The 24,342-nt window shown below is 45.9% G+C and carries 22 protein-coding genes; 8 read left to right on the forward strand and 14 right to left on the reverse strand.

Features of this window, described 5'->3' with window-relative positions:
- The coding region (locus AC0TWI_RS09770) for an IS3 family transposase (protein WP_488126294.1) at window positions 1-98 on the forward strand (98 nt) is incomplete at its 5' end.
- A 430-nt stretch (window positions 99-528) separates the two neighbouring features.
- On the opposite strand, the gene AC0TWI_RS09775 is transcribed toward AC0TWI_RS09770, so the two are convergent.
- The 3 genes from AC0TWI_RS09775 to AC0TWI_RS09785 all read right to left on the reverse strand — a co-directional run bounded on the left by AC0TWI_RS09775 (window position 529) and on the right by AC0TWI_RS09785 (window position 4,016).
- Window positions 529-2,022, reverse strand: coding sequence for an extracellular solute-binding protein (locus AC0TWI_RS09775; protein WP_488126295.1), 1,494 nt, complete (start codon window positions 2,020-2,022; stop codon window positions 529-531).
- 251 nt (window positions 2,023-2,273) lie between these two features.
- Window positions 2,274-3,026, reverse strand: coding sequence for an NAD-dependent epimerase/dehydratase family protein (locus AC0TWI_RS09780; RefSeq protein WP_488126162.1), 753 nt, complete (start codon window positions 3,024-3,026; stop codon window positions 2,274-2,276).
- A gap of 63 nt (window positions 3,027-3,089) precedes the next feature.
- The gene (locus AC0TWI_RS09785) at window positions 3,090-4,016 is read right to left on the reverse strand and encodes an AEC family transporter (protein WP_488126163.1); all 927 of its coding nucleotides are present in this window, start codon (window positions 4,014-4,016) and stop codon (window positions 3,090-3,092) included.
- 129 nt (window positions 4,017-4,145) lie between these two features.
- Here AC0TWI_RS09785 and AC0TWI_RS09790 point away from each other — a divergent pair, with 129 nt between their 5' ends.
- Window positions 4,146-4,403 (forward strand): transcriptional regulator SplA domain-containing protein, encoded by a 258-nt coding sequence (locus tag AC0TWI_RS09790; protein WP_488126164.1) that lies wholly within the window; start codon window positions 4,146-4,148, stop codon window positions 4,401-4,403.
- On the forward strand, window positions 4,397-5,425 hold the full coding sequence (splB, locus tag AC0TWI_RS09795; protein ID WP_488126165.1) for a spore photoproduct lyase: 1,029 nt from the start codon (window positions 4,397-4,399) through the stop codon (window positions 5,423-5,425). The genes AC0TWI_RS09790 and splB overlap by 7 nt, the downstream gene beginning before the upstream one ends.
- A gap of 72 nt (window positions 5,426-5,497) precedes the next feature.
- On the opposite strand, the gene AC0TWI_RS09800 is transcribed toward splB, so the two are convergent.
- Both AC0TWI_RS09800 and AC0TWI_RS09805 read right to left on the reverse strand, forming a co-directional pair.
- Complete coding sequence (locus tag AC0TWI_RS09800) at window positions 5,498-5,944, reverse strand: hypothetical protein (RefSeq protein WP_488126166.1); 447 nt, start codon at window positions 5,942-5,944, stop codon at window positions 5,498-5,500.
- 108 nt (window positions 5,945-6,052) lie between these two features.
- Window positions 6,053-7,348 carry a DUF6612 family protein gene (locus tag AC0TWI_RS09805; protein ID WP_488126167.1) on the reverse strand — a complete coding sequence of 432 codons (1,296 nt, stop codon included), beginning with the start codon at window positions 7,346-7,348 and terminating at the stop codon, window positions 6,053-6,055.
- A 182-nt stretch (window positions 7,349-7,530) separates the two neighbouring features.
- Between AC0TWI_RS09805 and AC0TWI_RS09810 the strand changes: the two genes are divergently transcribed.
- Window positions 7,531-7,884: a hypothetical protein gene (locus AC0TWI_RS09810; protein ID WP_488126168.1), complete on the forward strand. Its 354-nt coding sequence runs from the start codon at window positions 7,531-7,533 to the stop codon at window positions 7,882-7,884.
- Window positions 7,881-9,149: a methyl-accepting chemotaxis protein gene (locus tag AC0TWI_RS09815; protein WP_488126169.1), complete on the forward strand. Its 1,269-nt coding sequence runs from the start codon at window positions 7,881-7,883 to the stop codon at window positions 9,147-9,149. The genes AC0TWI_RS09810 and AC0TWI_RS09815 overlap by 4 nt, the downstream gene beginning before the upstream one ends.
- 98 nt (window positions 9,150-9,247) lie before the next feature.
- On the opposite strand, the gene mdcD is transcribed toward AC0TWI_RS09815, so the two are convergent.
- Both mdcD and AC0TWI_RS09825 read right to left on the reverse strand, forming a co-directional pair.
- Complete coding sequence (gene mdcD, locus AC0TWI_RS09820; protein WP_488126170.1) at window positions 9,248-10,957, reverse strand: biotin-independent malonate decarboxylase subunit beta; 1,710 nt, start codon at window positions 10,955-10,957, stop codon at window positions 9,248-9,250.
- A 383-nt stretch (window positions 10,958-11,340) separates the two neighbouring features.
- Window positions 11,341-11,922, reverse strand: coding sequence for a hypothetical protein (locus AC0TWI_RS09825; RefSeq protein ID WP_488126171.1), 582 nt, complete (start codon window positions 11,920-11,922; stop codon window positions 11,341-11,343).
- 375 nt (window positions 11,923-12,297) lie between these two features.
- On the opposite strand from AC0TWI_RS09825, the gene AC0TWI_RS09830 reads away from it, so the two are divergent.
- Window positions 12,298-12,972, forward strand: a complete 675-nt coding sequence (locus AC0TWI_RS09830; protein ID WP_488126172.1) for a TetR/AcrR family transcriptional regulator — start codon at window positions 12,298-12,300, stop codon at window positions 12,970-12,972.
- Between the two features lie 89 nt (window positions 12,973-13,061).
- Here the strand turns inward: AC0TWI_RS09830 and AC0TWI_RS09835 are convergent, their stop codons facing one another.
- The 7 genes from AC0TWI_RS09835 to AC0TWI_RS09865 all read right to left on the reverse strand — a co-directional run bounded on the left by AC0TWI_RS09835 (window position 13,062) and on the right by AC0TWI_RS09865 (window position 20,485).
- Entirely contained in the window at window positions 13,062-13,208 is a 147-nt protein-coding gene (locus AC0TWI_RS09835) for a hypothetical protein (protein WP_488126173.1), read from the reverse strand.
- Between the two features lie 203 nt (window positions 13,209-13,411).
- Window positions 13,412-13,666 (reverse strand): hypothetical protein, encoded by a 255-nt coding sequence (locus tag AC0TWI_RS09840; RefSeq protein ID WP_488126174.1) that lies wholly within the window; start codon window positions 13,664-13,666, stop codon window positions 13,412-13,414.
- Between the two features lie 397 nt (window positions 13,667-14,063).
- Entirely contained in the window at window positions 14,064-15,734 is a 1,671-nt protein-coding gene (locus AC0TWI_RS09845) for a glycoside hydrolase family 13 protein (protein WP_488126175.1), read from the reverse strand.
- Between the two features lie 122 nt (window positions 15,735-15,856).
- Window positions 15,857-16,882 (reverse strand): LacI family DNA-binding transcriptional regulator, encoded by a 1,026-nt coding sequence (locus tag AC0TWI_RS09850; protein WP_488126176.1) that lies wholly within the window; start codon window positions 16,880-16,882, stop codon window positions 15,857-15,859.
- A gap of 94 nt (window positions 16,883-16,976) precedes the next feature.
- Window positions 16,977-17,819 (reverse strand): sugar ABC transporter permease, encoded by an 843-nt coding sequence (locus AC0TWI_RS09855; protein ID WP_488126177.1) that lies wholly within the window; start codon window positions 17,817-17,819, stop codon window positions 16,977-16,979.
- Window positions 17,819-19,114, reverse strand: coding sequence for a carbohydrate ABC transporter permease (locus AC0TWI_RS09860; RefSeq protein ID WP_488126178.1), 1,296 nt, complete (start codon window positions 19,112-19,114; stop codon window positions 17,819-17,821). Before AC0TWI_RS09860 ends, AC0TWI_RS09855 begins: the two co-directional genes overlap by 1 nt.
- 87 nt (window positions 19,115-19,201) lie before the next feature.
- Complete coding sequence (locus tag AC0TWI_RS09865) at window positions 19,202-20,485, reverse strand: sugar ABC transporter substrate-binding protein (RefSeq protein ID WP_488126179.1); 1,284 nt, start codon at window positions 20,483-20,485, stop codon at window positions 19,202-19,204.
- 250 nt (window positions 20,486-20,735) lie between these two features.
- On the opposite strand from AC0TWI_RS09865, the gene AC0TWI_RS09870 reads away from it, so the two are divergent.
- Together AC0TWI_RS09870 and AC0TWI_RS09875 are read left to right on the forward strand one after the other, a co-directional pair.
- Window positions 20,736-22,517, forward strand: a complete 1,782-nt coding sequence (locus AC0TWI_RS09870; RefSeq protein WP_488126180.1) for an alpha amylase N-terminal ig-like domain-containing protein — start codon at window positions 20,736-20,738, stop codon at window positions 22,515-22,517.
- On the forward strand, window positions 22,510-24,210 hold the full coding sequence (locus AC0TWI_RS09875) for a glycoside hydrolase family 13 protein (RefSeq protein ID WP_488126181.1): 1,701 nt from the start codon (window positions 22,510-22,512) through the stop codon (window positions 24,208-24,210). Before AC0TWI_RS09870 ends, AC0TWI_RS09875 begins: the two co-directional genes overlap by 8 nt.
- The last annotated feature ends 132 nt before the right edge of the window (window positions 24,211-24,342 follow it).

The raw sequence follows: 24,342 nt of genomic DNA on the forward strand, positions 1-24,342 counted from the left end.
TTAACCATTATATGGTCTATTATAATAATTATCGTTATCAGTGGAATTTAAAAAAGATGACCCCTATTCAATATAGGAATCATCTTCAAACTGCTTAATCTCTTTTTTTATTGTGTCCTTGACATAGGTACCACTTTAATATAGCCACTTGTTTTTCTTAATGCGCCGCATCAGTTCCGACCGGTATGTGGATTTGCTGACTACAGGCGCGGTTGATTCAACTTCTACTTCTGCGTTCATGGCTCTCTTCCTTTCTGCTAAAAGTCACTATTTTCGGCAATGGCCCGTCCATAGAATTTCTATGAAGCGCTTACATAAAAACTAGCGGACTATTTGAGTTCCGTAAATAATCAGTGGACCATGTTCAATTACCAAAACCCAATAGCACCGCGCTTTTTTCGACACTCTAAGAAAATGATTATTGGAGCCGTCCCGATACCTTCCAGGAAAAAACAGGAGAAAGAAAGGCCGCCCCATCAGGCAGCCTTCACTTCGATGAAGGGACTGCTTCCCCGTCACCTTCCAGCATTATTTTACTTCGCTGAATGCTTCATTAAATTCCTTTATGATGTCATCTCCGCCGCCTTTTTTCCATTCTGCAACCGCCTTTTCAAAGCCGGCTTTGTCAATTTTGCCAAGGATAAATTGATATGTGGCATCCGAGATGATCTGGTTAAGCCTTTCCCCTCTTTCAATAAATGTTGGGGAATCAAGGGCTACCGTCGGATCCTGGATCAGATAGTCTTCATTCTCGATTACCAGCTCATCTGCTTTTGCTTTTGCTTCGTATGTCGCAAGTCCTTCATATCTTCCATTCGTCTGCGGCTCGCCGATTTCAAGCGACATATATGGCTTCACTTCTCGGTCTGTCAGTTCTTTGTCTTCTGTCGGAAGAGCTTTTCCATCTTGGACGGTGTAGTGCTCCCCTTCTACGCCCCAATAAATAGCGTTTGACAATTCAGGAGACATCAATTGATCGAAGAATGAAAGAATCCCTTTCAGCTGGGCCTCGTCCTTTACAGCCGATTTAGGAAACATTACCACGTTCCCATAGCCCGGAAGCGACCAGACACGATACTCGCCGTCCGGACCGACAATCTTATTCTGAACATCAAACTCAATATCCGGGTTGATTTTCACTGCATCCTGATACAAGCTCTGTACATCATGCATCGAACCTACATACATCCCCGCCGTGCCATTTTTCAGGAACGCCTGCTGGTCTTCCTTGCTCGCTACCGGGAAATCCTGATTGATATAACCGTTGTCGCGGAGATTTTTAAAATACTCCATCGTGTTTATATATTCGTCGAACATGAACTCCGGCAGCAGCTCTCCATCCTTCTCGCCCCAGCCGTTTGGCGTATTATGCCAGGATGCGACCGTTTTAAAAGCACCGTAGATGAGATCGCTCCGATCTGTCAGTCCGAATGTATCATCTTTGCCATTGCCGTCCGGATCATCTTCCGTAAATGCCCTTGCCATCTCGTAAAATTCCTCTATATTTGTTGGTGCGGAAAGCCCGAGCTTATCAGCCCAATCTTTTCGGTAAATCAGCCCTTGGCGCGAAGATGGCCTTCCGGAATAAAGTGTATAGATCTTTCCATCTACCGCCGTATTCTTCAATACTTGCTCATTCAGCTTGCTCAAATTCGGGAACTCGGAGAGATATGGCCCAATCTCCCAAAACTGGCCGTCACGGATCGCCTCTTTAAATTGAAGGAAAGTCGTGATGTTTTTCATGAAAACCGCTTCAGGAAAAGTTCCTGTCGCAAAGGATGTGCTTAATTTTTCCTCATAGTTGCTGTCGGGCGTCCATTGGAGTGTCAGATCAGCGCCGGTCTTTTCCTCCAAAATCTTTTCGATCTTATCAGATGGCACTTCCGGTGTATGCAAGTTCGCCATGATCGTGAACTTAGCCGGTTCCGGTGTACTGCTCTTTTCCGCATTCGCATTGCTTCCCTTATCAACGGGTGAAGCGCTTTCATTTGAACACGCAGCTAATGAACCGATTCCCATCATAAGCGCAAAGCTGACACTAAGCACTTTCAACTTCTGTTTTTTCAATTTCCTTCCCCCCTGTTTTTTTGTGATTGCCCCTTAAAAGTAAAGCTGTAGGGTTCATTCCGTAAATAATCATTTCTTCAGCTCTGGCCAAAAAGCCCCATGGGACAGGCTTTTTCTGGGGGTGTCTTAGGAGATGATTATGAAATCACTAAATTTTTTGTCTTCTCTTCAAAGAATAACAACCTGCCGCTGAAGGCGGCAGGTTGTTATTCTTCCAATACATCAATTGCATTTTTGAGTGATTCGAATCCGAGTTCCTTTTTCGCATTTTCCGTTGACCACGGCTTTCCAGGATTGTCTGAGACGCCATAGTAGATGCCGAATTTTACGGTGGATTCAATCGCCAAGCCGAAAATCTGGATCGTGTCCTCATGGCTGAGCAATGTCTTTTTAAGACGCTCCTGTTCCTTCACGGTTTTTTCCTCATCGTCACGGACGCTGCCGATCCGGATATTGATGACCGACAATTCATTGTCCTTCTCCACTGCCATAATATGACCGATGCTCTCCGAAGCGAGCTTCAGCACGCCATATAAGCTTTTAGACAGCGGATAATCATGTTGGTTAATTTCCCTGCCGAGCAAGGAATCCCCGTCCTGTTCATAATAATCCGTTACATGATTTGTCGATGCAAACACGACTTTTCGGATGCCCAGTTCAACAGCCGCATGAAAAATGTTAAAAGAGGCGATAAAATGGACCTCCGTCATCTGCCTGAATTCGTTTACCTTTTCAAGGTCATCCTCTTTTTTCACCTGAAGAAGATTGACCAGTACATCGGCATCCTTTGGTATGGCCTCAAGCAGTTCGGAAAAATTCGTTGCATCCACTTTAATGAAATCGCCCTGCTCCGGCTCATGCAAGTCCATGATCGTCAAATCATACTTCTCATGCAATCCCTCATATAAAATCTTGCCGACAGTCCCTGCCCCGCCAATCAGCACCACTTTTTTTCTCATGACAGCCTCCTTGGACACAATGGTACCTACATGTTCCCTTATTACGAAGTTATTTAAACCTTCCTAAAAAAACCGGAGGGCAAACGATATGACAATCGCGAGAGTAATGGAGCTGAAAGCCGTCGAAGCGATCACTGTCTGTGCCGCAAATTCCGGCTCGTTTCCATATTCCTGGGCGATCATCGCACTGTTGACAGACGTTGGCATCGCCGTGGAAATGAGAAGTGCCTGAGCAAGTATCCCTTCAAAGCCAATGAACCTGATTAAGAGAAAAGCGATAAGCGGACCGGCCAGCAGCCGCACGAACAGGCTGAGATAAAGCGGCGCATAAGATAGGTTGATCTTCAGGTTGGCTATCTGGGCTCCTAGCGTCAAAAGGACAATGGCAATAAGCGAATTTGAAACATATGTAATCGGCGTCAGCAAAAATACCGGCAGGTCTACCTCCAGCATATTCATGCTGATTCCGAGCAGCAGCGCGTAAAACAGCGGCATTTTAAAATAATTCAATAGTGCTTTCAACTTCCCGGTCTGCATCGAATCGAGGGCAAATACGCCATATGAGAACAAAAACGTATTTTGGAACACCATGACGGCAATCTGGATTGACATGGCAAACGGATCATGGCGAAACACAAGATCATTGACCGGAATGCCGTAATTTCCTGAATTGTAAAAGAGTATACTGTGGGAAAAAGCCGTATTTAGCCTCCGCTCCAGCTTCATCCACCTGCCGAGCCAGTAACTGATCAGCCGGAGAAGCAGGACGAACAGCGAAGTAAAGCCGATCACACCGAAGAAAACAGACAGAGAAAACTCGCTTTCATACAACTTGTTGAATATCAGGGCAGGAGTCAAATAGTAAATATTTAACTTTGACAGCGTATACAAATCCAGCCGGAACTTTCTCTGCAACAGTACTCCTGCCCCGATCAGCACAAATACCGGAAGCAGCACCTCCACAAAAATAAACCACACACTCTCTCCCATCTTCCACCTCCTCCCGAAATGGGACGGGTCCCTTTAGCATTATATTTATTGTACCGCAGTTTTTTGTCTAATGGCTGTGCATACTTTTCTGTTATATTGCCACATTATGAGGAGAAAGGGGGTTCTGTGATGGAATCTTATGCACCGGGCGATGTTGTATATGTCATGTACCGCAATCCCCATACGCAGAATGTTGCAGGAATCCAGGAGGCGGCCGTTGTCAATGACCCGGATCATCCAGGTCAGCTGGCTGTATTTTTATATGAAACGTATTATCCGCTCACAGATGAAATGGCGATATACAAATCTGAAGAGGAAGCGTCTGAAGCCTATCAGTATTACTTCGGCAGCACAGATGACGGGCAAGGAGGCGACGCCTTTTGGTAAGGCCGTTCAATCCGCAGCTCGTCTATTTTGAGCCAAAAGCGCTCGAATACCCATTGGGCGAAAAGCTGCTGAAAAAATTTCGCGACAACGGAACGGAAATACGCTATACGACCTCCCATAACCAGGTGAGGAATTTGCCGGGCGACAATGATTTCCAGCGGTATCGGATTGCCAAGTCCACACTCGTCGTCGGGCTTCGCAAAACGCTGAAATTTGATACTTCCAAGCCCTCGGCCGAATTCGCGATACCATTCGCGACCGGCTGTATGGGCCACTGCCATTATTGCTATTTGCAAACGACAATGGGAACAAAACCGTATATCCGCACCTATGTAAACGTCGAAGAAATCCTCGACGCTGCCCAGGCCTATATGGAAGAGCGGGCACCAGAAATTACGAGGTTCGAGGCATCGTGTACATCGGACATCGTCGGCATCGACCACCTTACCCATACGCTGAAACATGCAATCGAGTATTTTGGGAAATCCGACCTCGGACGGCTTCGATTTGTCACTAAGTTTCAGCATGTCGATCACCTGCTTGATGCAGATCACAACGGGCGCACTCGCTTCCGGTTCAGCATGAATGCCGACTATGTCATCAAATACTTTGAACCCGGCACATCCAGGCTCCACGAACGGATTGAGGCCGCTGTGAAAGTGGCAAAAGCCGGCTATCCGCTCGGCTTTATCATTGCCCCTATTTACTTGTTCGATGGCTGGCAGGAAGGATACAGGGTGTTGTTTGAAAGACTGAGCAAGGACCTGCCTGACGAAGCGAAAAAGGACCTGACGTTCGAACTGATCCAGCACCGTTTCACGAAACCGGCAAAGCGTGTCATCCAGAAAAACTACCCAATGACCAAGCTTGAACTCGATGAAGAAAAGCGCCGCACCAAATGGGGCCGTTACGGAATCCATAAGTATATCTATCCGAAAGACGAAGAAGATGAAATGAAAGAAGCTTTGTATCACTATATTGAAAAATACTTCCCCCACGGTAAAATTGAATATTTCACCTAAAACAATAGAGCCGGCACTCCCTGCGTTAACGAACTTTCGTTAAGAGAGCAGGGGGGTCGGCCAATTATCCCATTAGGCATCCTTTTCCATTGAAGCTTCTCCGATGATGTCCCCATGCTGGCGGATTTGGACGTCAATGGTGTGCTCTTTGTATTTGTCTTTCAATTTTCCCGCATATTTCTCGGCCAGTTTATTTGCTTTGTCCTTATCAATCGATTCATTAACAGACATTTCAGCAATCACATGGTCTTCTTTGTCCTCATTGACGGACAGTTTCGCCTCATTTACACCATCTTCTTTTTCCATCTCTTCTTTAATTGCGCCGTCTGTCATTTCGGAATCCGACTTATCAATATTTTCATTCACCGATTCCTTAGGAGACTTGTCCGCCGTTTGCTGCTCACTTTGATTCGGCTTCGCCTGCTCCTCGCTGTCCTTATCCTCGGCCTTATCTCCACAGGCCCCAAGCGACAATACCAATCCCATCACAGCCGCCGTTCTCCATACTGTTTTGATCATAAAATCTCACCCTCCTTACCCTCCTTCTTCCACCTTCTGTCTCGCCGAAAACTCCTCCATAAAAAAGAAAGACCGACGGATTCCAGCTCCGTCGGTCTTAAGCTTCTTTTATTCAGTTTCGGTCTCAAGTGTTTCTTCCATCTCTTTCAAATACTCATCAAAGCTTTTTGCATTTTTAATGACTTCTTCTGGTATGGTGATCGGTTTTACGGAATTAAAGTTGCTGTACTTACCTGTCATCACCTGATTTGTAACAATTTCTTCCTCATCCATTGTCATTACCATTTTCATCTTGCTTGATGTGTCAACCGGGAACAAGGTCTTCTTATCAATTGTTGTGATTGCATAGAATTCTTCGATTTTCATCGACATGCTGCCCAAAATTTCTTCCAAGTCCTCTTCGCTCACAGCATCTTCGAGTTCTTCACTCACTTCGCCTTCTTCAACGGCTTCTCCGTCTTCTTCAATTGCAGGCAAGCTGCCCTCAAGCATCCCGGCAAAATCACCTAAGATACTGGAGAGTAATTTTTCAAAGTCCTCATCCGATACCGTATATGTCATTACATATTGGTCTTCGTATTCGAACACGTTAAGCGACGAGATGAATTCCTTCATCATTTCCAATTGCGCCAGCGGGTCTGCCTGCGCAGCCGTGCTGCCGAGAATGTCTTCAATCAGGTTCTCATCAAACTTGAACCAGCCTTCGCCGTCATTTTGGAACAGCCCTTCTTCTGTCATATATGCTTCTGAGCTCGTCGATATTTTGTCTTCATCCATAACCATTTCCATTTCAGTAACCATATGCATGGAGAGCGGGTCCTGAATTGCATCCATCGCCAGCTTCATTTTCATTGACATTGTTCCAAACTCATTCGCCTGCATCGTCTGTTCGATGTCCATAGTCGCCGAATAGCTGTTCAATTCAGCAGCAACAAGCTTCTCCAAAAACGCATCGACATTTTTCACTCTGTTTGTGCTGACTTCAACCTTTTGTCCATCTTCCGAGACAACTGCATCAAAGCCTGCCAGTTCATTCAAAAAGGTTACAGGTATGTAATTGCCCCCGTTTTGTAATGTCAGCGGGAACTCCAAATCCGCCTTCTCTCCGTTTACGGTAACACTTTTCGCGCTCGGATTAAATACAACCGTTAAATAACCATTCGTAGCCGTTGTAGCTTTTCCGTCCTCACCTTTGGAAACATTAAAGCCTGCTGCAGAAAATAAACTATCCGCTAGAACAAGCATCTGGCCCTGTGAAGTGAACAGCTGTTTAAACCCTTCCATCTCAACCCCATCAACAAACAATGCAGGTTGGCCAGTCTCCTTTGCTAAAGCAGTGTATTGCGGCAAAGCCATCGACAATGCGAATGCAGCCGCAATCAACCAGACCGCCAATTTCTTCATGTACGTCTCTCTCCTCTACCTTTTATTTTTACTTACAATTACCTATACGAGCAGGAATTGAAAAGGTTTCGAATAATTTCATAAAACGAAAAATCCCAATCGGATTATTATCATGTGGTATTATGACTAGGTACCATAATACTTTTCGCCCAGGAACAAAGCGACAGAAGGGATTGAGCCATTTGTTTATGCCTGATGAAATGAAAAAGGATGCAGTTGATTACACAAAAGTTCGCCTAAGCGATAACCAGCTAAAAAATTTATTAAATGAAGCGGTAAACATTTCAGAGCCGATGACGATACCAATAAGTAAGGAAGATCTTTGGATTCTGAAAAAAGGAATAATTACTACACTGCTATGGAGCTGTTTGTCCAGATACAAACTGACTCAGCTGCTGAATGCTTTATCCATTATCAAGGAGAGAGGTTCCGATCCTGCTCCCTTCATTAAACACCTCATTATAGGGATATCCCATACGGAAGCAGCTCGGCAATTAGTAAAAGAATATACAGAAAAAGGGGTTATGTTCTCATGAAATCCGTCAAACAGAGTGTTGCAGGCAAGCTATTGACCGCCGCCACTCTTCTTTTCCTCGGAACGACCGTCGTCATGGGTGCAGTCAATTATCTGCTGATAAGCAGTTCGGACGCCAATTCGACACAATTCATTATCGTCAACCTTCTTCTTTGCATCGTTCTGAGTACTGTGGCAGCCATTATTTTCTATGCATTTGCGAAGAAGAAGCTGGGCGGTTTGGAAAAAGTTAAGTCCTTTTCCGATGGGCTTGCTGCCGGAGCTCTTGATATCGAGCCTTTGCCTGAAACAACTGATGAAATTGGGCTTGCCTCTGCATCCCTCAATGCCTTGAGAAGGAATAGCAGCGTCTCCGGCAGTTTGCAAAGCTTATCCAATGATCTGGTTGCAGCCACGCAAGAACTGTCAACCACTTATGAGCAAAGAAATGAAAGCAGTTCGGAAATAAGCAAAGCTCTTTCGGAAATTACCCAAGGCATTGTTACCCAAGCGGCCAACACTGAAGAGACGAGCCGAGGAATTGAAGTGCTGACAGAATCTATCGGGAAAATGAATGATCATTACCGCGTGTTGAAGGAGATTACTTCTTCATCTGAAAGAGCGGCCGAAAATGGCATACGGATGGTTGAACTTTTAAAGAAAACAAATGACGATTCGGAAACCTCTTCTGATAAGATTAGCATCGGCATTACAAATCTTTATAACAAAATCCAGAACATATCCCAGATTACAAATACAATCCACGGCATCACAGCCCAGACTAACCTGCTTGCTCTTAATGCGAGCATCGAGGCGGCTCGAGCAGGTGAGCATGGGAAAGGCTTTGCCGTTGTCGCTGGTGAAGTTAGAAAGCTTGCAGAAGGATCTAATCAGGCAACGATTGAAATCCAGCAGATGATCGCCGAGATCGAACAGGAAACTGAAGCAACAGTCCTTGCGATGTCAGAGACGATGACGCACTCTCTGCAGATGAATGATGCGGTTGCAAAAACAGAAGTGGAATTTGGAAGTATTCACAGCACAGTTGTTGACTCAGTAAATGCGATGGAAAACATTTCCACTGAAATTGACAAAATCATCGGCCAAAGCTCACATATCCAAGCGGCGATCCAGAATATCTCCGCCATCTCCCAAGAGGCGGCAGCATCTGCCGAAGAGGTCCGTCACTCGATTGATGAACAAAGTGCGGCAAACAGTAAAAGCACAACGCTCGTTGAACAAGTGAAGGAGTTAACGCAGACACTCAACGAGGCAATGAATCGATAAGGGGCAACTGTCCCGGTTGTCATGCAGCCGGGGACATGACCTCATTTCATCCTTTTCAATAGTAAAGCGCCGGGACAAGACCCCGGCGCTTTACGTGTTTAGTGGGACAAAGAATTAGACGCCGCCCACTCGCTTATTATTTTTTGCCTTACTTGATTTGTGGCAGTGCGGCCGCCATTCCGGGCAGCAGGGGAGTTTCTCCGGCTGGAGAGGTTCCGTTTCCGGTCAGATTCGATGCCTATTATCGTGCTTTCTAATATAGCAAGCACTTTGTCTCGCTCCTTTTCCCCCGGAGCACCAGCTGAACCACCGGCGATCAGATGGTGGACTGCCCCCAGGCTTGCAAATGAGCGCACATCAAAAGCACACGCCTTTACTTTATCCCCTGTCTCCATCAATTCCTCGACCGATCTCCCCGTCACCCGGGAAATTGATGATTTTGACATCACCTGGATGTGAACTTCCGGATCATCAAGGGCGACAATCCGGTTCGCCTGCATTCCATGAGCGAGAAAAGCGCCGCCATTGGCATTGCCAACAAGCAGCGATACAATCGGATGCCCCGCCATTCTCGCAGCTGCATACGCATCAACGGCTGCTGCCAGCGACAAATGGATACCGAGCAGCTCCTCCACATAACCGAATGCCTGGCTCGGTACATCGACGATCGCCACAATCGCTCGGCGTTCCCCATGTATATCCTCTTCCATCGCCTCCCTCACGTACTTTGCAATCATCCATCCCTCGAGAAGTCCGACTTCCCCTCCTCCTGCCCGGGGAAATCGGTTCTGCGGATCGGCCACAACCGCTATGAAACGTGTCTTTTTCCCGCCTATCCAATCATCTGCCACTTGCACGGACGGAATATCACTTCTATTCTCGCCGTCCTTTGTAAGAAGGTTGAACCAACTCTTGCCCTTGTGCCTGACTTCTGCCTGCCATGCGGAGCCAATTCCCTTATGAGTAACGATTCCCCCCCGAGCAGTCCCCGGGTTTAACCGAAGTTGAACGGCCTCCTCCGGCGTAAGTCTCCCATACCGTGAAGCTGTTTGTAAAAATTCCAAATGCTGCTCAACCATGGTGCTGCGAGGTGCATGGTCTCTATTCTTTTTTTGCAAAACAGTAAGAATTCGGCTCCGGATCTCTTCAGCATCGTCTTCCACGAGTTTATCCGCAAACCTCATGGCGACCCTTTGCTTACCACTGATCATGGCCTCAATCCGGCCGCGGTCGGACGAGTCTAATTCCGTGCTTCCTGCCTCCTGCTCAATCACTTTAGCCCCGCTCAGCCCAAGCCGTCCGGCTGACGTCATCAACAGATCACTGCACAGTCCTGCAATGACAGACATGCCCCCATAGGCACCGATCTTTCCGGGAATGACCCCAATCACAGGAACATAGGCGCGGAGTTCAATGAGTGCGGAGGCGATTTCCGCAATGGCAAGCTGTCCATAATTCCCTTCCGGCAATCTGCCTCCGCCACTGTCAAACAAAATGATAGCAGGCAAAGCGCCTTCTCCTTCTTCTGCATCCCCCAAGGCGAGCTCTAGAGCGCAGGAAATCTTTGCGCCTGACACCTCGCCGATGCCGCCTCCAAGGAAATGGCCGTCAATGGAAATGATCAGAACCGCTCTGCCTTCCATTTCCCCTTTCCCAATGACCACGCCATCATCGTTTTGTGGCAAAATTCCCTGTACTGCCAAATGCGGCGAGAGAACGTTACAATCAGGACCCGCAAGCTCCGAAAGGCTTCCTCTGTCCAGCAGAGCCCGACTGCGATTCCTCGCTCCCAATTCCGAAAACATCATTACAATCCCTCCCCTGCCCTTCACCACCGACTGACGCATTCGAATAGCTGGGAAGGGCCGCTGCTTTTCAATCAGTTTACAATATCCGGCGGCATAGAGACAGGGGGTAAGCGGCCGATCGATCGAGCCACGGTTTGGCGACGTGCCCGCCTCCGCTGAAATACCTGTTACCCAATGGGTAGCCCTTTCTTTTTGACAACTGTGGATTTTCAAGGGTAAATCGTAAATAGCCGATCTCCAGAACCTTTTCGTAAAATAGAGGCTGGGGATCGGACTCGCATCAACACTCTAAGCTTTCACATAATCATATGACAAAACAAATTAGGGCCTGATTCCCGGCGTTCTAATGCATTCATGCGTTAGCTCGCCGGGGATCAGGCCTCTTAGCTTATTTGTCTTGCCGGGATATGGAATCCAGTCATTTCTTCAAATACAATCGATTCGTTATTCGCTGTTTCGAGCATGGTCAGAACAAGTCCCAGATGCTGTGCATAATATTTCTTTGTGACAAGGACTCCTGTTCTCTCATGTACTTCAATACAATTTTCAAACACGCCCGCTTTAATTTCAATTTTTTTATTGATATCTGTAATCATGCACTCTGATTCTTCATCCCTCGTCCACTTGACCGCCTTTTTAAGACAAGTGACTCTTTGGTCGAATTCTCCGAACATGCTGCTGTAAGAATGTATGAGAACAATCTTTTCCTCCGTCACTTCATACGTATAACGCCGGACAATGTCGACAGGATCTGACTCGGGAAACCACTTCAGCTGTTCCTCGACTACAAAGCGAGTCTCCAAAGCCTCTCTTCTGCCTGTCTGCGGAACAACCGTGTTCGTACTGTTGCCTGCGATAATCCCGTCTTCACCCAGCATCTCGAATTCCCGGTATGTCCCTCCGATGGTTGGAAAGTAATTGAATATATTGATGGCATCCAACTTACTCTCTATGTCTATTGTCATCGCTGCACTTCCTCATTTCGGTTTTCGGATGGTGCCTATGTCACCTTGTTTTTTTGTCATATTCTAGCAACTTAATCATACCTTTTTCCTATACCTCTGACAATAGAGAACGAGAAACAATTGAAAATAAAACCAAAAAACTAAGATTTTATAAGTATTTATACCTATATTAGCAATAAATTCATCTCGAATTCGAAACCACCTTTTGTAAAGAAGTACTTTTTACCTATATCTTCCGAATCCATTCACTTCTATTAATCATCTGACTACTGGTACACAGGTCATTGCTTGCGATTGCTTAATAGGATAAGATGGCTAGAAGAAGATAATTCTAAAAATACGTGGGGAATTTTTACTGCAAGGAGAGATCGAGTCGTGAGTTTGAGTGATACCCAGTTGAACCCGATGTACAACGAATTTATTGAAGCGGCTGCGAAGGTAATTGAGAGGGAAGGCGTTCATAATATTACAGTCAGAAAAGTGGCAGAGCAAGCTGGTTATACAGCTTCCACCATTTACAATTATTTTGATGAGTTTTCCCATTTGGTCTTTTTTGCGTCCTTGCGATTTCTGGAAAACTACAACGAAGAGTTTGCTGCGTATATTGCCAGAAGCGACCAACCGGTTGAAAGGTATTTGCTAGCTTGGGAGTGTTTCTGCAAAAATTCATTCGAAAAGCCCGATATTTTTAATATCATCTTTTTGTCGAATTTAGGAACCAATCCAAATACATTAATTGAACGATATTATTCTTTTTATACAAAAGAGTTGGCACTGCTGCCAGACTACGTAAAAATAATTATTTTGGAAAACGACTTACACGAACGCAACAAATTACTCATATACGCGGCCGAAGCATGCAGCGGTCTAGACCGTAAAAGAGTGGAAATCCTGCTCTCATCCACCATCCTGGTTTGGAAAGGAATGCTCACCTCTGTAATCAACAACCGGATCACTTACTCACCGAAAGAAACTGCTGACATGACGATGGATTACATCCGTACACTGACAATGGAATTCTTGGCCACTGACCAAAAACAATCAACCTGATCAAGGGAGATTGTTTTTACTTTTTTCAGGGCCTGACCCCCCACTACATTAACGTAGTTTACAAAAAGAGAGTCAGACTCCCGGCTTTTTTAAACGTTTGACTTTACAATCGGCAGCAGCATCTGCGTTATGTCGTTAATCATATCTTCTAAAGTTGTGTGGTCTAGTTCCGCCTTTTCAGTTGCGGCAATTAAAACTTGTTTGAAGATCTCCTGCTGACTTTCAACACTACTCAATCTATATCACTCCTTGCCTGCAAGGTATGCCCAGATCTCCATTTTGGCTACCCGATCTGTTTACCCGCATCGAACGCTAATTAACCCACCCTGTATAAAAACAAGCATCGGGAAAAGATCACTTGCAGGCAGGAACTCTTTTATTTTGATTGCTGTACCAAAGCACTCCATTACCCCGACAACCTGCAAAGTAGCAGCTTTGTTTACTTCCTTTCACTTTTACCAATCTTCTTTTCATTGCCACGTTTAAAGTTCCCTGTAATTTTAGCTAACAATAACTGAACTTCAATTATATTATCCTCGACTTCATTAATTCTCGCTATTAGGCGTTCAGCCTCTCTATCCTTTATAGTTTTAATTTGCTTGCCTTTGTAAAAGATTGTTACCGTTCCTTTTTTCGTTGTTTGATAAGTAAAAGGTTCTTCACTCAATCTGTTTCGTTTGTCTATTTCGCTCACTGAATCAACTCCCAAATTATTATCACACTATCCTGCTCTACGACAGCTATATTACTCCAACGTATTCAAAGTTTAATCGTTTCGTCCTGTTTGATAACAAGACAAGCAAACGCTTAGCAGTTTATTCTTTTAATGAACACACCGCCTAATAAAGAATACACGCATTCTCGTCTAAACGTTCCTGTTTTATTGTATCACAGAACGCTTTCCCATAATCGGAATATTCCATAAACTAAAGCAGTAGTAAATGAGCGCATTTAATAGATCAATAAATAAAAAGTACACCACTTTCATATAAGTGATGTACTAATTTTTACAGTATGTGTCGACATTGGAGACCCGTTCAGATGTCCTTGCTAACTGGCTTCTTTCTGCACGATCTTAAAGACATAAAGGATTAGACGCCCATTTTATAGACACGAGCTTCATATGGCCTGAGGGGTGCCACGCTGATGCCGGTTGTGTTTTCTGCCGGGTAGTTGGACAAGCAGAGCTCCAGCTGTGCATTCTGCAGTTCTTCCGGAAGGTTGAAAGGAGCTTTTTCGGCGAACAGATTCGTCAAAATGACGAATACTTCATCACCGAGTGTTCTCGTATATCCGTAAATTTTGTCGTCATTTTCCAGAATCAGATCATAGATGCCGTATACAAGCGTCTCCTCTTTCTTCCGCAGCTCGATCAGCTTCCGATAATAATGATAGATCGAATCCGGATTGGCAAGGGACTCTTCCACGTTGATCTCCGTATAATTCGGGTTGATTTTCAGCCAAGGCTTGCCGGTCGTAAAGCCTGCATTCGGTTCCGCACTCCACTGCATCGGCGTGCGTGAGTTGTCACGGCCCGTTTTCCAAATGACTTCCATTATTTCTTCATGCGTTTTTCCGTTCTCCAGTTCATCCTTATACATATTGCGGATGGCGACATCGTCGTAATCGTCGATGCTGTCAAATTGGACATTCGTCATGCCGATTTCCTGTCCTTGATAAATAAACGGCGTCCCCTGCATCAAGAAGTACATTGTCGCCAGGCCTTTTGCGGATTTATCGCGCAGTTCCCCGTCGTTCCCCCAAGTGGAAACCGAGCGCGCCTGATCGTGATTCTCCAGAAACAGAGCATTCCAGCCCCTGCCTTCCAGACCCTTCTGCCACTTGGTAAGCGCTGTTTTCAGGGCATGTATGTCCAGGCCGCCTGAAACACTTTTCGCCCAGAGACCGAGATGTTCAAATTGGAAAATCATATTGAATTTCCCGTTCTCTTCGCCGACCCATTCATCAGCCTCGGCAATCGTTACGCCATTTGCCTCGCCAACCGTCATAATGTCGTATTTAGCGAACGTTTCCCTTTTCAGTTCCTCTAGAAATACCTGAATCCCTGGCCGGTTCATATGTCCGTCCATCGAAGAAACATATTTCCGGTTCTCCGGATTCGGCATGTCTGGGAAGCCTTCCACTTTTTTAATATGGGAAATCGCATCGACTCGGAAACCGTCAATCCCCTTGTCGAGCCACCAGTTGACAGTCTCATAGAGATCAGAACGCACAGCCGGATTCTCCCAGTTCAGATCCGGCTGCTTCCGGGAAAATACATGCATATAATACTCACCTGTTTGTTCATCGAACTCCCAAGCGGAACCGCTGAAAATCGACTCCCAATTATTCGGCTCCTTTCCGTCCTTGCCCGGATGCCAAATATAATAATCGCGATAAGGATTATCCTTCGAGGACCGTGATTCGATAAACCATGGATGCTCATCGGATGTGTGGTTGATGACCAAATCAAGAATTAGCTTCATGCCGCGACGATGCACCTCTTCAAGCAGCCTATCAAAATCGTCCATCGTTCCGAACTCTTCCATAATCCCTTTATAATTGCTGATATCATAGCCATTGTCATCATTCGGGGACTCAAAAATCGGGCAAATCCAGATCACATCGATACCGAGTTCTTGTAAATAATCAAGCTTCGAAATTACTCCTTGGAGATCGCCGATTCCGTCCCCGTTTGAGTCCATGAAGCTACGCGGGTATACCTGATACGCGACTGCTTCTTTCCACCATGTTTTTTTCATGAAAAAGTCCTCCTCATTCAATCAACTGTGCAAAAGATGGGAAATCGTTTGCACTAACAGCAAAAATAAAATTCATATGCCTTTTCGGCAAATGAATCTCATTTTTTGCCTGAAAACTTCAATCAGTCCCGCCTGCTCTGCACGGAATCACGGTGAATGATCTTATGCTGAATGATAATTCGTTTTGCCGGTTCTTCTTTCACCGTCGTCATTTCAATCAACGCCTTGGCCGATTGTGCGCCAAGTTCATAAATTTGAATATCTACCGTTGTTAACGCCGGGCTGGAAATCTCCGACAAATACACATTGTTAAAGCTGGCAAGCGAAATATCTTCGGGAACCGAATAACCATGCTCCTTCAGCATGCCAAGTACGCCGAGGCTGATCAGATCATCACTGACCACCAGCCCTGTCGGCGGGCTTTCGAGGGCAAAAAGGCTTTCCACTGCCTCCTGTCCTCCAGACCTCAGAAATTCTGTATAAATTTTATATTCATCTTTTATTTCAATATCTGCATTTTTCAATGCCAATTCATATCCCGCTTGCCGGTCTGTTGTCACGAGCCTGTCCCCCGAACCCCCGATAAAGGCGATTTTCCGGTGGCCTTTGCCAATCAGGTATTCCGTGATCTCCCGGCCTGCCCGGAAGTTGTCGTTGTCCACATAGGTGATTTCGTTCTCATATTGTTGCGGCTTGCCGACAATCACGAACGGAAATTTACTTTCGTGCAGGAAGTTCGTCACCCTGTCATTGACACGGGAATATAGCAGGATAATCCCGTCAACATAGCTTCCATATACCATGCGGGTCACTTCGTTGAAAATTTCATCCTCTGTTTCTCCTGTTGATAGGAGCATTGAATATTCCATCTTATGAATAACCGAACCGATGCCGCGCAAAATCTCCGGAAAAAACGGGTTTTGGAGTGCTTTGTCTGCTGAAGAGGGCATGACGACACCAATCGACTTGGTCGATTTGACAACGAGATTCCTCGCATTGATGTTCGGATGGTAGCCTAGCTCTTTCATGATCTTGCGCACTTTTTTCTTCGTATCTTCACTGATTCGCGGGTTATCGGCAATGACTCTCGATACTGTAGAGGGTGATACCCCACTAGCCTTTGCCACATCTTTTATTGTCACCATCATGCATCAGCCCTCTACCTTCAAATTTTTTCCTATATCAATACTATGCGTCCTGCAGAACCTTTTTTCAACCCTAATTCATGGCGATCTAAGAGAATTATCCCTTCGTTGCACCAGAAGTGAGGCCGGAAATCAAGTATCTTTGCAGCAGGACAAAAACGAGAGCAATCGGAAGGGCAATTAAGATGGCACCGGCAGCAAAGATTGTAAAATTCGTCGAGAATTTATCATTGATGAAATTGAACAATCCCAACGCCAGCGTGTAATTTTTCGGACTTGTGAGCACAATCCGCGGCAAAAGGAAATCCATGAATGGCGCCATGAAGTTGAACAGTGCGACAACCGCCAGAATCGGCTTTGCCAATGGAAGTATGATCGTCCAAAAAATCCGCAAATGCCCCGCACCATCGATTTTCGCAGATTCATCCAACTCTTTCGGAATCGTGTCAAAATATCCTTTCACAAGCCAAGCGTTAAACGGAATCTGACCGCCGAGATAGATCAGGAGCAATCCCCATAGCGAGTCAACAAGGCCGATCGTATTCAAGAGGATATAAAGAGCGACCATCCCCATCAAAGCCGGGAACATCTGCAGCAGCAGGAACATATACAACCCGTATTTGCGGCCGATGAATTTATATCTTGAGAAGGCGTACGCGATCAAGGATGTGATCGCAACCGAACCGACCGAGTTGAGAACAGCGACAATCAAGCTGTTTTTATACCAAAGCAAGTAATCGCTCTTCGGACTTGTAAACAGCCATTTGTAATGGGCCAGTGTTGGATTCTTCGGGAAAAGCTCTGTCACAAGCATATTGGAGCCTGGATTTAGGCTCATCATGATTGCCCAAAACAACGGATAAGCGATGATAAGAAACATAATCAGGAAAAACAGGTAGATGAACGTTACTTCCAGTCTTGACTTCAATTTTCGGCTCATCAGTAACGTCCCTCCTCTTTAAATGCTGCTGTCTTCCGGAATTGGAAAAAGGCGAAGCCCATGACCAGAAGGCCCATGATGATCGTGATGGCAGCAGCCATATTGTAGTTATTCGTCTCAAATGTCAGTTTGTATACCCATGAAATCAGGATGTCCGTACCGCCGGCATTTTGTCCGCGGATCGCCGGGTTCCCTTCATTGAACAGGTAAATAATATTGAAGTTGTTGAAGTTGCCGGCATATTGCATGATCAATAGCGGAGCAGTCGCATACAATACATGCGGCAATGTAATGAAGCGCAGTTTCTGCCATCTCGTACCGCCGTCAACATCAGCCGCTTCGTACATATCAGCAGGCACACTTTGGAGCACCCCGGTAAACAAAGCGAATACAAACGGGAAGCCAAGCCATGTCTGAATCATGATCAGTGCGACTTTTGCCCAGAAAGGATCGGAAAGCCAAGGGATCATCAAATTGAAATGACTGAGAAGATCTCGGTTGATCGCACCGAAAGTCGGGTTGAACAATGCTGAGAAAATCAGGATTGATACAAAGGCGGGCACAGCCCATGGCAAAATGAGAACCGTCCGGATTGTCCGCTTGAACTTGATCCGCTTGTCGTTCACCAGCAGTGCCAGGAACAGGCCGAGGACAATCTGCATCGTTGTCGCTATGACTGTCCAGACAATGGTCCAAGTAAAGACGCTGAAAAAGGTGTCTTTCCAAATGCCAACATCGACGAGATTGACGAAGTTGTCAAATCCGACCCAATGCAGGAGATTCCTTGGCGGCGAATTGTATTGGTTATAGTCTGTAAATGCCAGTGAAAGCATAAACAGCAATGGCAGGATAACAATGAACGTAAGCATGATAAGGCCAGGCAGAATCATGAAATAAGGGAAGCCCTTATCATAGAAGGCTCTGATGCCTTGCCAGAGCGTCATTTTTGGCTCGCCTTGTTCACGCCTGATCGCATCTTGGCGTGCATCGCGGATATTGTAAATATAAATGGCAATCCCAAAAGCAAGCACGATTAGTGCGATTAAACCCTGCAACAGAAGCTGAATCGAGTGGTGTTCACGAGGGATCGTTCCTAGTGTGAACAGCCCCCAGAGGCCGATATCAATAAAGTTCCAAGTTGTTACTAGAAAGGAAGCCGCAATGACCATCAACAGGATTCCTTTTAAGAACCTTCTATTATAAAGCTGTCCAAGACCGGGAATCACAACAGACAGCAAAGTAGCCAGATTGCGGGGCTGCCCCAGCTTTCCCTTCTTCTTTTCTTCGTTTTCCATAAATATGCCTCCTAAATGGCTTTTGAAACGAAGCCGGTTTCCGTTAAACATGATATGGGGGCATATGCCCCCATACCATTCCAAAAATTATTTATTGGCTCCAGAAGCATCAATTTGATCATGTATAGTTTGAACTGCCTCACTCAGCACTTCTTCAACCGGCTCTCCTTTAGAGATAAAGTTAAGCGCATTGTTGAATGGCTCCCACACTTGCTGCATCGCAGGTACGCTTGGCATAGGCTCTCCGTATTTCGTCTGCTCTGCGAAAGCGGAATAGATTGGGTCTTCAGCAATAACAGGGTCTTCCAAAGAATCGGTACGGGCTGGCATTTCTCCGGCCACGTCATAGTAAATCATAGCATTCTCTTTGTTTGTGATGAACTTCATCAAATCCTGTGCCCATTCCTTGTTTTCCGAGTAGTACGAAAGCATGTAAGACTTCACGCCGACAAAAGACTTTGCATGTTCGCCGTTGTCCAAAACTGGCAGCGGAACAGTTGCAAGATTGTCGCCAAGCGCTTCCTTGTATTCACGAACCATCCATGGACCGTTCAATACAGTAGAAACCTTACCTTCTCTGAATAGGCCGTTCATAATATCAGGCGTCAGATCCTGAGGGATATAGCCATCTTTATACCAGGATTGGACGAGATTCCCGCCCTCGATTGCTCCTTTGTTATCAAGGCCGATATCGGAAATGTCATACTTTCCGTTATCATTGGCAAAAACATAGGCACCGTTTCCTGCGAAGAATGGATATACAAAGTAAAGATTCGCTGCTTCCATTAGGAAACCGAATTTATCCTGAGACGCATCAGTATCTTTCTCTGCAATCGCAAGAATTTCTTCCATTGTCGTCGGCTCTTTTTCAACAAGCGATTTGTTATAGTACATCGCATATGTTTCAACTACTGCCGGGAATCCCCATTTGTCCCCATCATACGTTACCGCCTCAAGTGCCGTATCCGTATAATCGGATTCTACATCTCCGAGATCAACAGGATCTACAAGTCCCCTGTTCACTAGGTCCCCAATTCGGTCATGCGGTTGAAAAATGACGTCCGGGCCTTTTCCTGCAGGACCTTCAACGTCGAGCTTTTCAATTTGGTCAAGCATGCTGATCGGAACCATCTCTACTTCAATACCAGTCTCTTCTGTGTATTTATCTGTAATTTGTTTAACTGCTTCCTGTTGCTTTTCTTCCGCGTTCATCCACAGTTTCAGAGATTTAGGCTTTTCAGGCATCTCACCTGCAGTTGGAGATTTCTCTTTTTCTCCCTCACTTGACGGTTTGGCATTGTCGGGACCGCAAGCTGCCAGCATTCCAACAATTAGAACCAATGATAAAAATGACCCTAACCACTTCTTCATTCGATTGACCTCCCCAAAATTTTGATCTATTAGTGAAAACGTTTGCGCATCACTTGACTTTATTATACATAATTTTTTCGCCTTTACAACTATTATTTTATTTTTTACTAATCTAGTATTCATAATGAATGTACCGCTTTCAATTTTAAATAGGGGTTGTTATACTAAACTTGTTCTCATTGAATTTCGACAATATCAATGCTTTTTATGCACAATTAATGCAAACGTTTGTACAAAGGAGGAATAAATATTGTTAAAAGAAGCGATTTACCACCGTCCCAAAAATAATTTTGCCTACGCTTATAATCACGACGTCTTGCACATCCAACTGCGGACAAAGAAAAATGACGTGGAACAGGTTGAGCTGATTTACGGTGATCCGTATGTATGGGAAGACGGCAAATGGCTCCATCATTCTTTACCAATGGATAAAAGCGGTTCGACTGCTCTTTTTGACTATTGGACAGCGAGCGTTTCTCCTGAATTTAAAAGAATGCGCTATGGCTTCCGCTGTATCAGCGGTGAGGAAGCATTCACGTATACGGCCGCAGGGTTTTTCGGTGAAACCCCTGCAGATACATCGTTCTATTTCTGTTTCCCTTATCTGAATAAGGCGGATGTATTCAACGCTCCTTCATGGGTGAAGGATACAGTCTGGTACCAAATCTTTCCCGAGCGTTTCGGAAATGGAAACCCGGCAAACGACCCGGAAGGCACTCTTGCTTGGGGGGAGGCTGATCCGACGCCGGAGAACTTTTTCGGCGGCGATTTCGAAGGCATCATCCAGCACCTTGACCATCTAGTCGACTTGGGCGTAAACGGAATCTACATGACACCGATTTTCAAAGCATATTCCAATCACAAATACGATACGATCGATTATATGGAAATCGATCCGCAGTTTGGTGACAAGGAGACATTCCGGAAGCTTGTAAAAGAGTGTCACAGCCGCGGTATCCGGGTGATGCTCGATGCTGTTTTCAACCATAGCGGCTATTATTTCCCGCCATTCCAAGACGTGTTGAAAAACCAGGAGAAATCACCTTATTCCGAGTGGTTCCACCTGCGGGAATTCCCCGTCCGTCCTGAGCCGGTTCCAAACTATGATGCGTTCGCCTTTGTCGGAGCAATGCCGAAACTCAACACGGAAAACCCCGATACGAGAAACTATTTACTGGATGTCGCACGCTACTGGATTGAGGAATTCGACATTGACGGCTGGCGCCTTGATGTGGCGAACGAGGTCGACCATGCTTTTTGGCGTGACTTCCGCAAAGTTGTAAAAGAGGCAAAGCCGGATGCATACATACTCGGGGAAATCTGGCATGATTCGATGCCTTGGCTCGGAGGCGACCAGTTTGATGCGGTTATGAACTATCCTTTCACAACAGATGCGATCGACTTTTTCGCCAAACAGTCCATCAAAGCAACGTCTTTTGCCGACTCGATCACAGAAGTGATGCATATGTATCCACAAAACGTAAATGAGGTCGCCTTCAACCTGCTCGGAAGCCATGATACGCCGCGGGTATTGACACTTGCCCAAGAGAAAATCGAGCGGGCGAGGCTAATGTATCTTTTCCAAATGACGTTCATTGGATCACCGTGCATCTATTATGGAGATGAAATTGGCATGTCCGGCGGCCAGGATCCCGGCTGCCGCGCCTGCATGATCTGGGAGGAAGAAGGACAGAATCTGGAGCTATTTACGTATATGAAATCACTGGTTGCCCTAAGGAAATCGGACTCTATTTACCGGAACGGAGCAAGTTTCCGCTTCTTGCTTGCTGACGACGAACAAAATATCGTTGCCTATGAAAGAGTCAATAAGAAAAAACGGGCGATCATTATCATTAATAATGGCGCAACACCAGCCGTCCCGAAAATCGGACTTCCGGCCGGGCTTGAAGAAGTCGTTTTGACAACTGATGGTTTCCTGAAAAAACAGGCAGACCTCCAAGATATACAGATCGAGCCATACGGCTTCAAAATTTTAGAAGAAACGACAGCAGAGGAGATTGACAATGAGTAAGAAATGGTGGAAAGAAAGTGCAGCCTATCAAATATACCCCCGCAGCTTCCGCGACAGCAACGGGGACGGGATCGGCGATATTAACGGTATCACTGAAAAACTGGACTATTTAAAGGAACTCGGGATTGACGTAATCTGGCTCTCCCCTGTCTATGACTCGCCGAATGATGACAACGGATACGATATCCGCAACTATCAGGCGATCATGGATGAATTTGGAACGATGGCGGACTGGGAGCGGATGCTAGAAGAGATCCACAAACGAGGCATGAAGCTGATCATGGACCTCGTTGTGAATCATACGTCAGATGAACACCATTGGTTTCTTGAATCCCGGAAGTCAAAGGACAATCCCTACCGTGATTACTACGTATGGAGGCCGGGAAAAGATGGCGCTGAACCGAATAACTGGGAGGCAGCCTTTAGCGGGTCGGCTTGGCAATACAGTGAAGAAACGGATGAATATTTCCTCCATCTCTTTTCAAAAAAGCAGCCGGATTTGAATTGGGAGAACCCCAACCTGCGAAATGATGTGTATAAAATGATGAAATGGTGGCTCGAGAAAGGCGTGGATGGGTTCCGGATGGACGTCATTAACTTCATCTCAAAAGACCCTCGCCTTCCAGACGGCAAACCTCAGCAAGGGAAAAAGTACGTATCCGGTCATGAGTATTTTATGAATGGCCCGCGTGTCCATGAATTTTTAGCGGAAATGAACGAGAAGGTGCTTTCACATTACGACATCATGACGGTTGGGGAAATGCCGGGTGTCACCCCTGAGGAAGGAAAACTGTATACAGCAGAAGACAGAAAAGAACTGGATATGGTCTTCCACTTCGAGCACATGGACATCGACTCTGGTCCCGGCGGGAAATGGGATATCCAGCCATGGTCGCTCGTCCAATTGAAAAACATCCTCTCCAAATGGCAGACAGAACTGGAGAGCGTTGGCTGGAATAGCCTGTACTGGAACAATCATGACCAGCCCCGAGTCGTTTCCCGGTTCGGTAATGACGGACAATACCGCCTTGAATCGGCAAAGATGCTCGGTGCGACTCTTCATATGATGAAAGGAACGCCGTACGTATATCAGGGTGAGGAAATCGGGATGACGAATGTAAAATTCCCGTCCATTTCCGACTACCGTGACATCGAAACACTGAATATGTATCAAGAAAAAATCGAAGCCGGGGCCGAAACGCAAGCGATCATGGAAACGATTTATATTAAGTCGCGGGACAATGCAAGAACCCCGATGCAGTGGGATGACAGTGAGAATGGCGGATTTACAGACGGCAACCCGTGGATCGGCGTCAATCCAAACTTTAAGGAAATCAATGCAGCCCAAGCGATCAACGATCCTGATTCGATCTTTCACTTTTATAAAAAACTGATCAATCTGCGGAAGAACATGCCGCTCATCCAGCACGGCTCCTACGAGTTACTGCTTCCGGACAGCGAGGAAATTTTCGCCTACCGGAGAAGATGGCAGGATGAGCAGTTGCTCGTCGTCAGCAACTTTACCGAAAACAGCATAACCTTCCCTCTGCCTGAGGGAGAGGCCGACTGGATGCAGGCAAACCTTCTAATCGGAAACTACCCCGGCTCCGCACAATTAACGGAAACCGAGCAAAACACTCTGCATTTGCAGCCATACGAAGTCAAAGTCCTTCATAAAAAATCCAGAATTTGACCCCGGTGCAGCAAGGGAAATTTGTTAGGGTCTGTCCAGAGAGCCAGTGAAAACTGATTTTTACTGTGGCAGCCCTGCTTCTGTGTATGTAGAAACCGGTTTGTGGTTCCGGTTGCTTTCCGTTCCGGGGCA

Source organism: Lederbergia sp. B243.17, assembly GCF_057657925.1.

What these genes read in the sequence shown, in the direction of transcription:
- AC0TWI_RS09775 (WP_488126295.1), bottom strand. Translation starts at nt 2,022, where the DNA reads ATGATGGGAATCGGTTCATTAGCTGCGTGTTCAAATGAAAGCGCTTCA.
- AC0TWI_RS09780 (WP_488126162.1), bottom strand. Translation starts at nt 3,026, where the DNA reads ATGAGAAAAAAAGTGGTGCTGATTGGCGGGGCAGGGACTGTCGGCAAG.
- AC0TWI_RS09785 (WP_488126163.1), bottom strand. Translation starts at nt 4,016, where the DNA reads ATGGGAGAGAGTGTGTGGTTTATTTTTGTGGAGGTGCTGCTTCCGGTA.
- AC0TWI_RS09790 (WP_488126164.1), top strand. Translation starts at nt 4,146, where the DNA reads ATGGAATCTTATGCACCGGGCGATGTTGTATATGTCATGTACCGCAAT.
- AC0TWI_RS09800 (WP_488126166.1), bottom strand. Translation starts at nt 5,944, where the DNA reads ATGATCAAAACAGTATGGAGAACGGCGGCTGTGATGGGATTGGTATTG.
- AC0TWI_RS09805 (WP_488126167.1), bottom strand. Translation starts at nt 7,348, where the DNA reads ATGAAGAAATTGGCGGTCTGGTTGATTGCGGCTGCATTCGCATTGTCG.
- AC0TWI_RS09815 (WP_488126169.1), top strand. Translation starts at nt 7,881, where the DNA reads ATGAAATCCGTCAAACAGAGTGTTGCAGGCAAGCTATTGACCGCCGCC.
- mdcD (WP_488126170.1), bottom strand. Translation starts at nt 10,957, where the DNA reads ATGATGTTTTCGGAATTGGGAGCGAGGAATCGCAGTCGGGCTCTGCTG.
- AC0TWI_RS09825 (WP_488126171.1), bottom strand. Translation starts at nt 11,922, where the DNA reads ATGACAATAGACATAGAGAGTAAGTTGGATGCCATCAATATATTCAAT.
- AC0TWI_RS09845 (WP_488126175.1), bottom strand. Translation starts at nt 15,734, where the DNA reads ATGAAAAAAACATGGTGGAAAGAAGCAGTCGCGTATCAGGTATACCCG.
- AC0TWI_RS09850 (WP_488126176.1), bottom strand. Translation starts at nt 16,882, where the DNA reads ATGATGGTGACAATAAAAGATGTGGCAAAGGCTAGTGGGGTATCACCC.
- AC0TWI_RS09855 (WP_488126177.1), bottom strand. Translation starts at nt 17,819, where the DNA reads ATGAGCCGAAAATTGAAGTCAAGACTGGAAGTAACGTTCATCTACCTG.
- AC0TWI_RS09860 (WP_488126178.1), bottom strand. Translation starts at nt 19,114, where the DNA reads ATGGAAAACGAAGAAAAGAAGAAGGGAAAGCTGGGGCAGCCCCGCAAT.
- AC0TWI_RS09865 (WP_488126179.1), bottom strand. Translation starts at nt 20,485, where the DNA reads ATGAAGAAGTGGTTAGGGTCATTTTTATCATTGGTTCTAATTGTTGGA.
- AC0TWI_RS09875 (WP_488126181.1), top strand. Translation starts at nt 22,510, where the DNA reads ATGAGTAAGAAATGGTGGAAAGAAAGTGCAGCCTATCAAATATACCCC.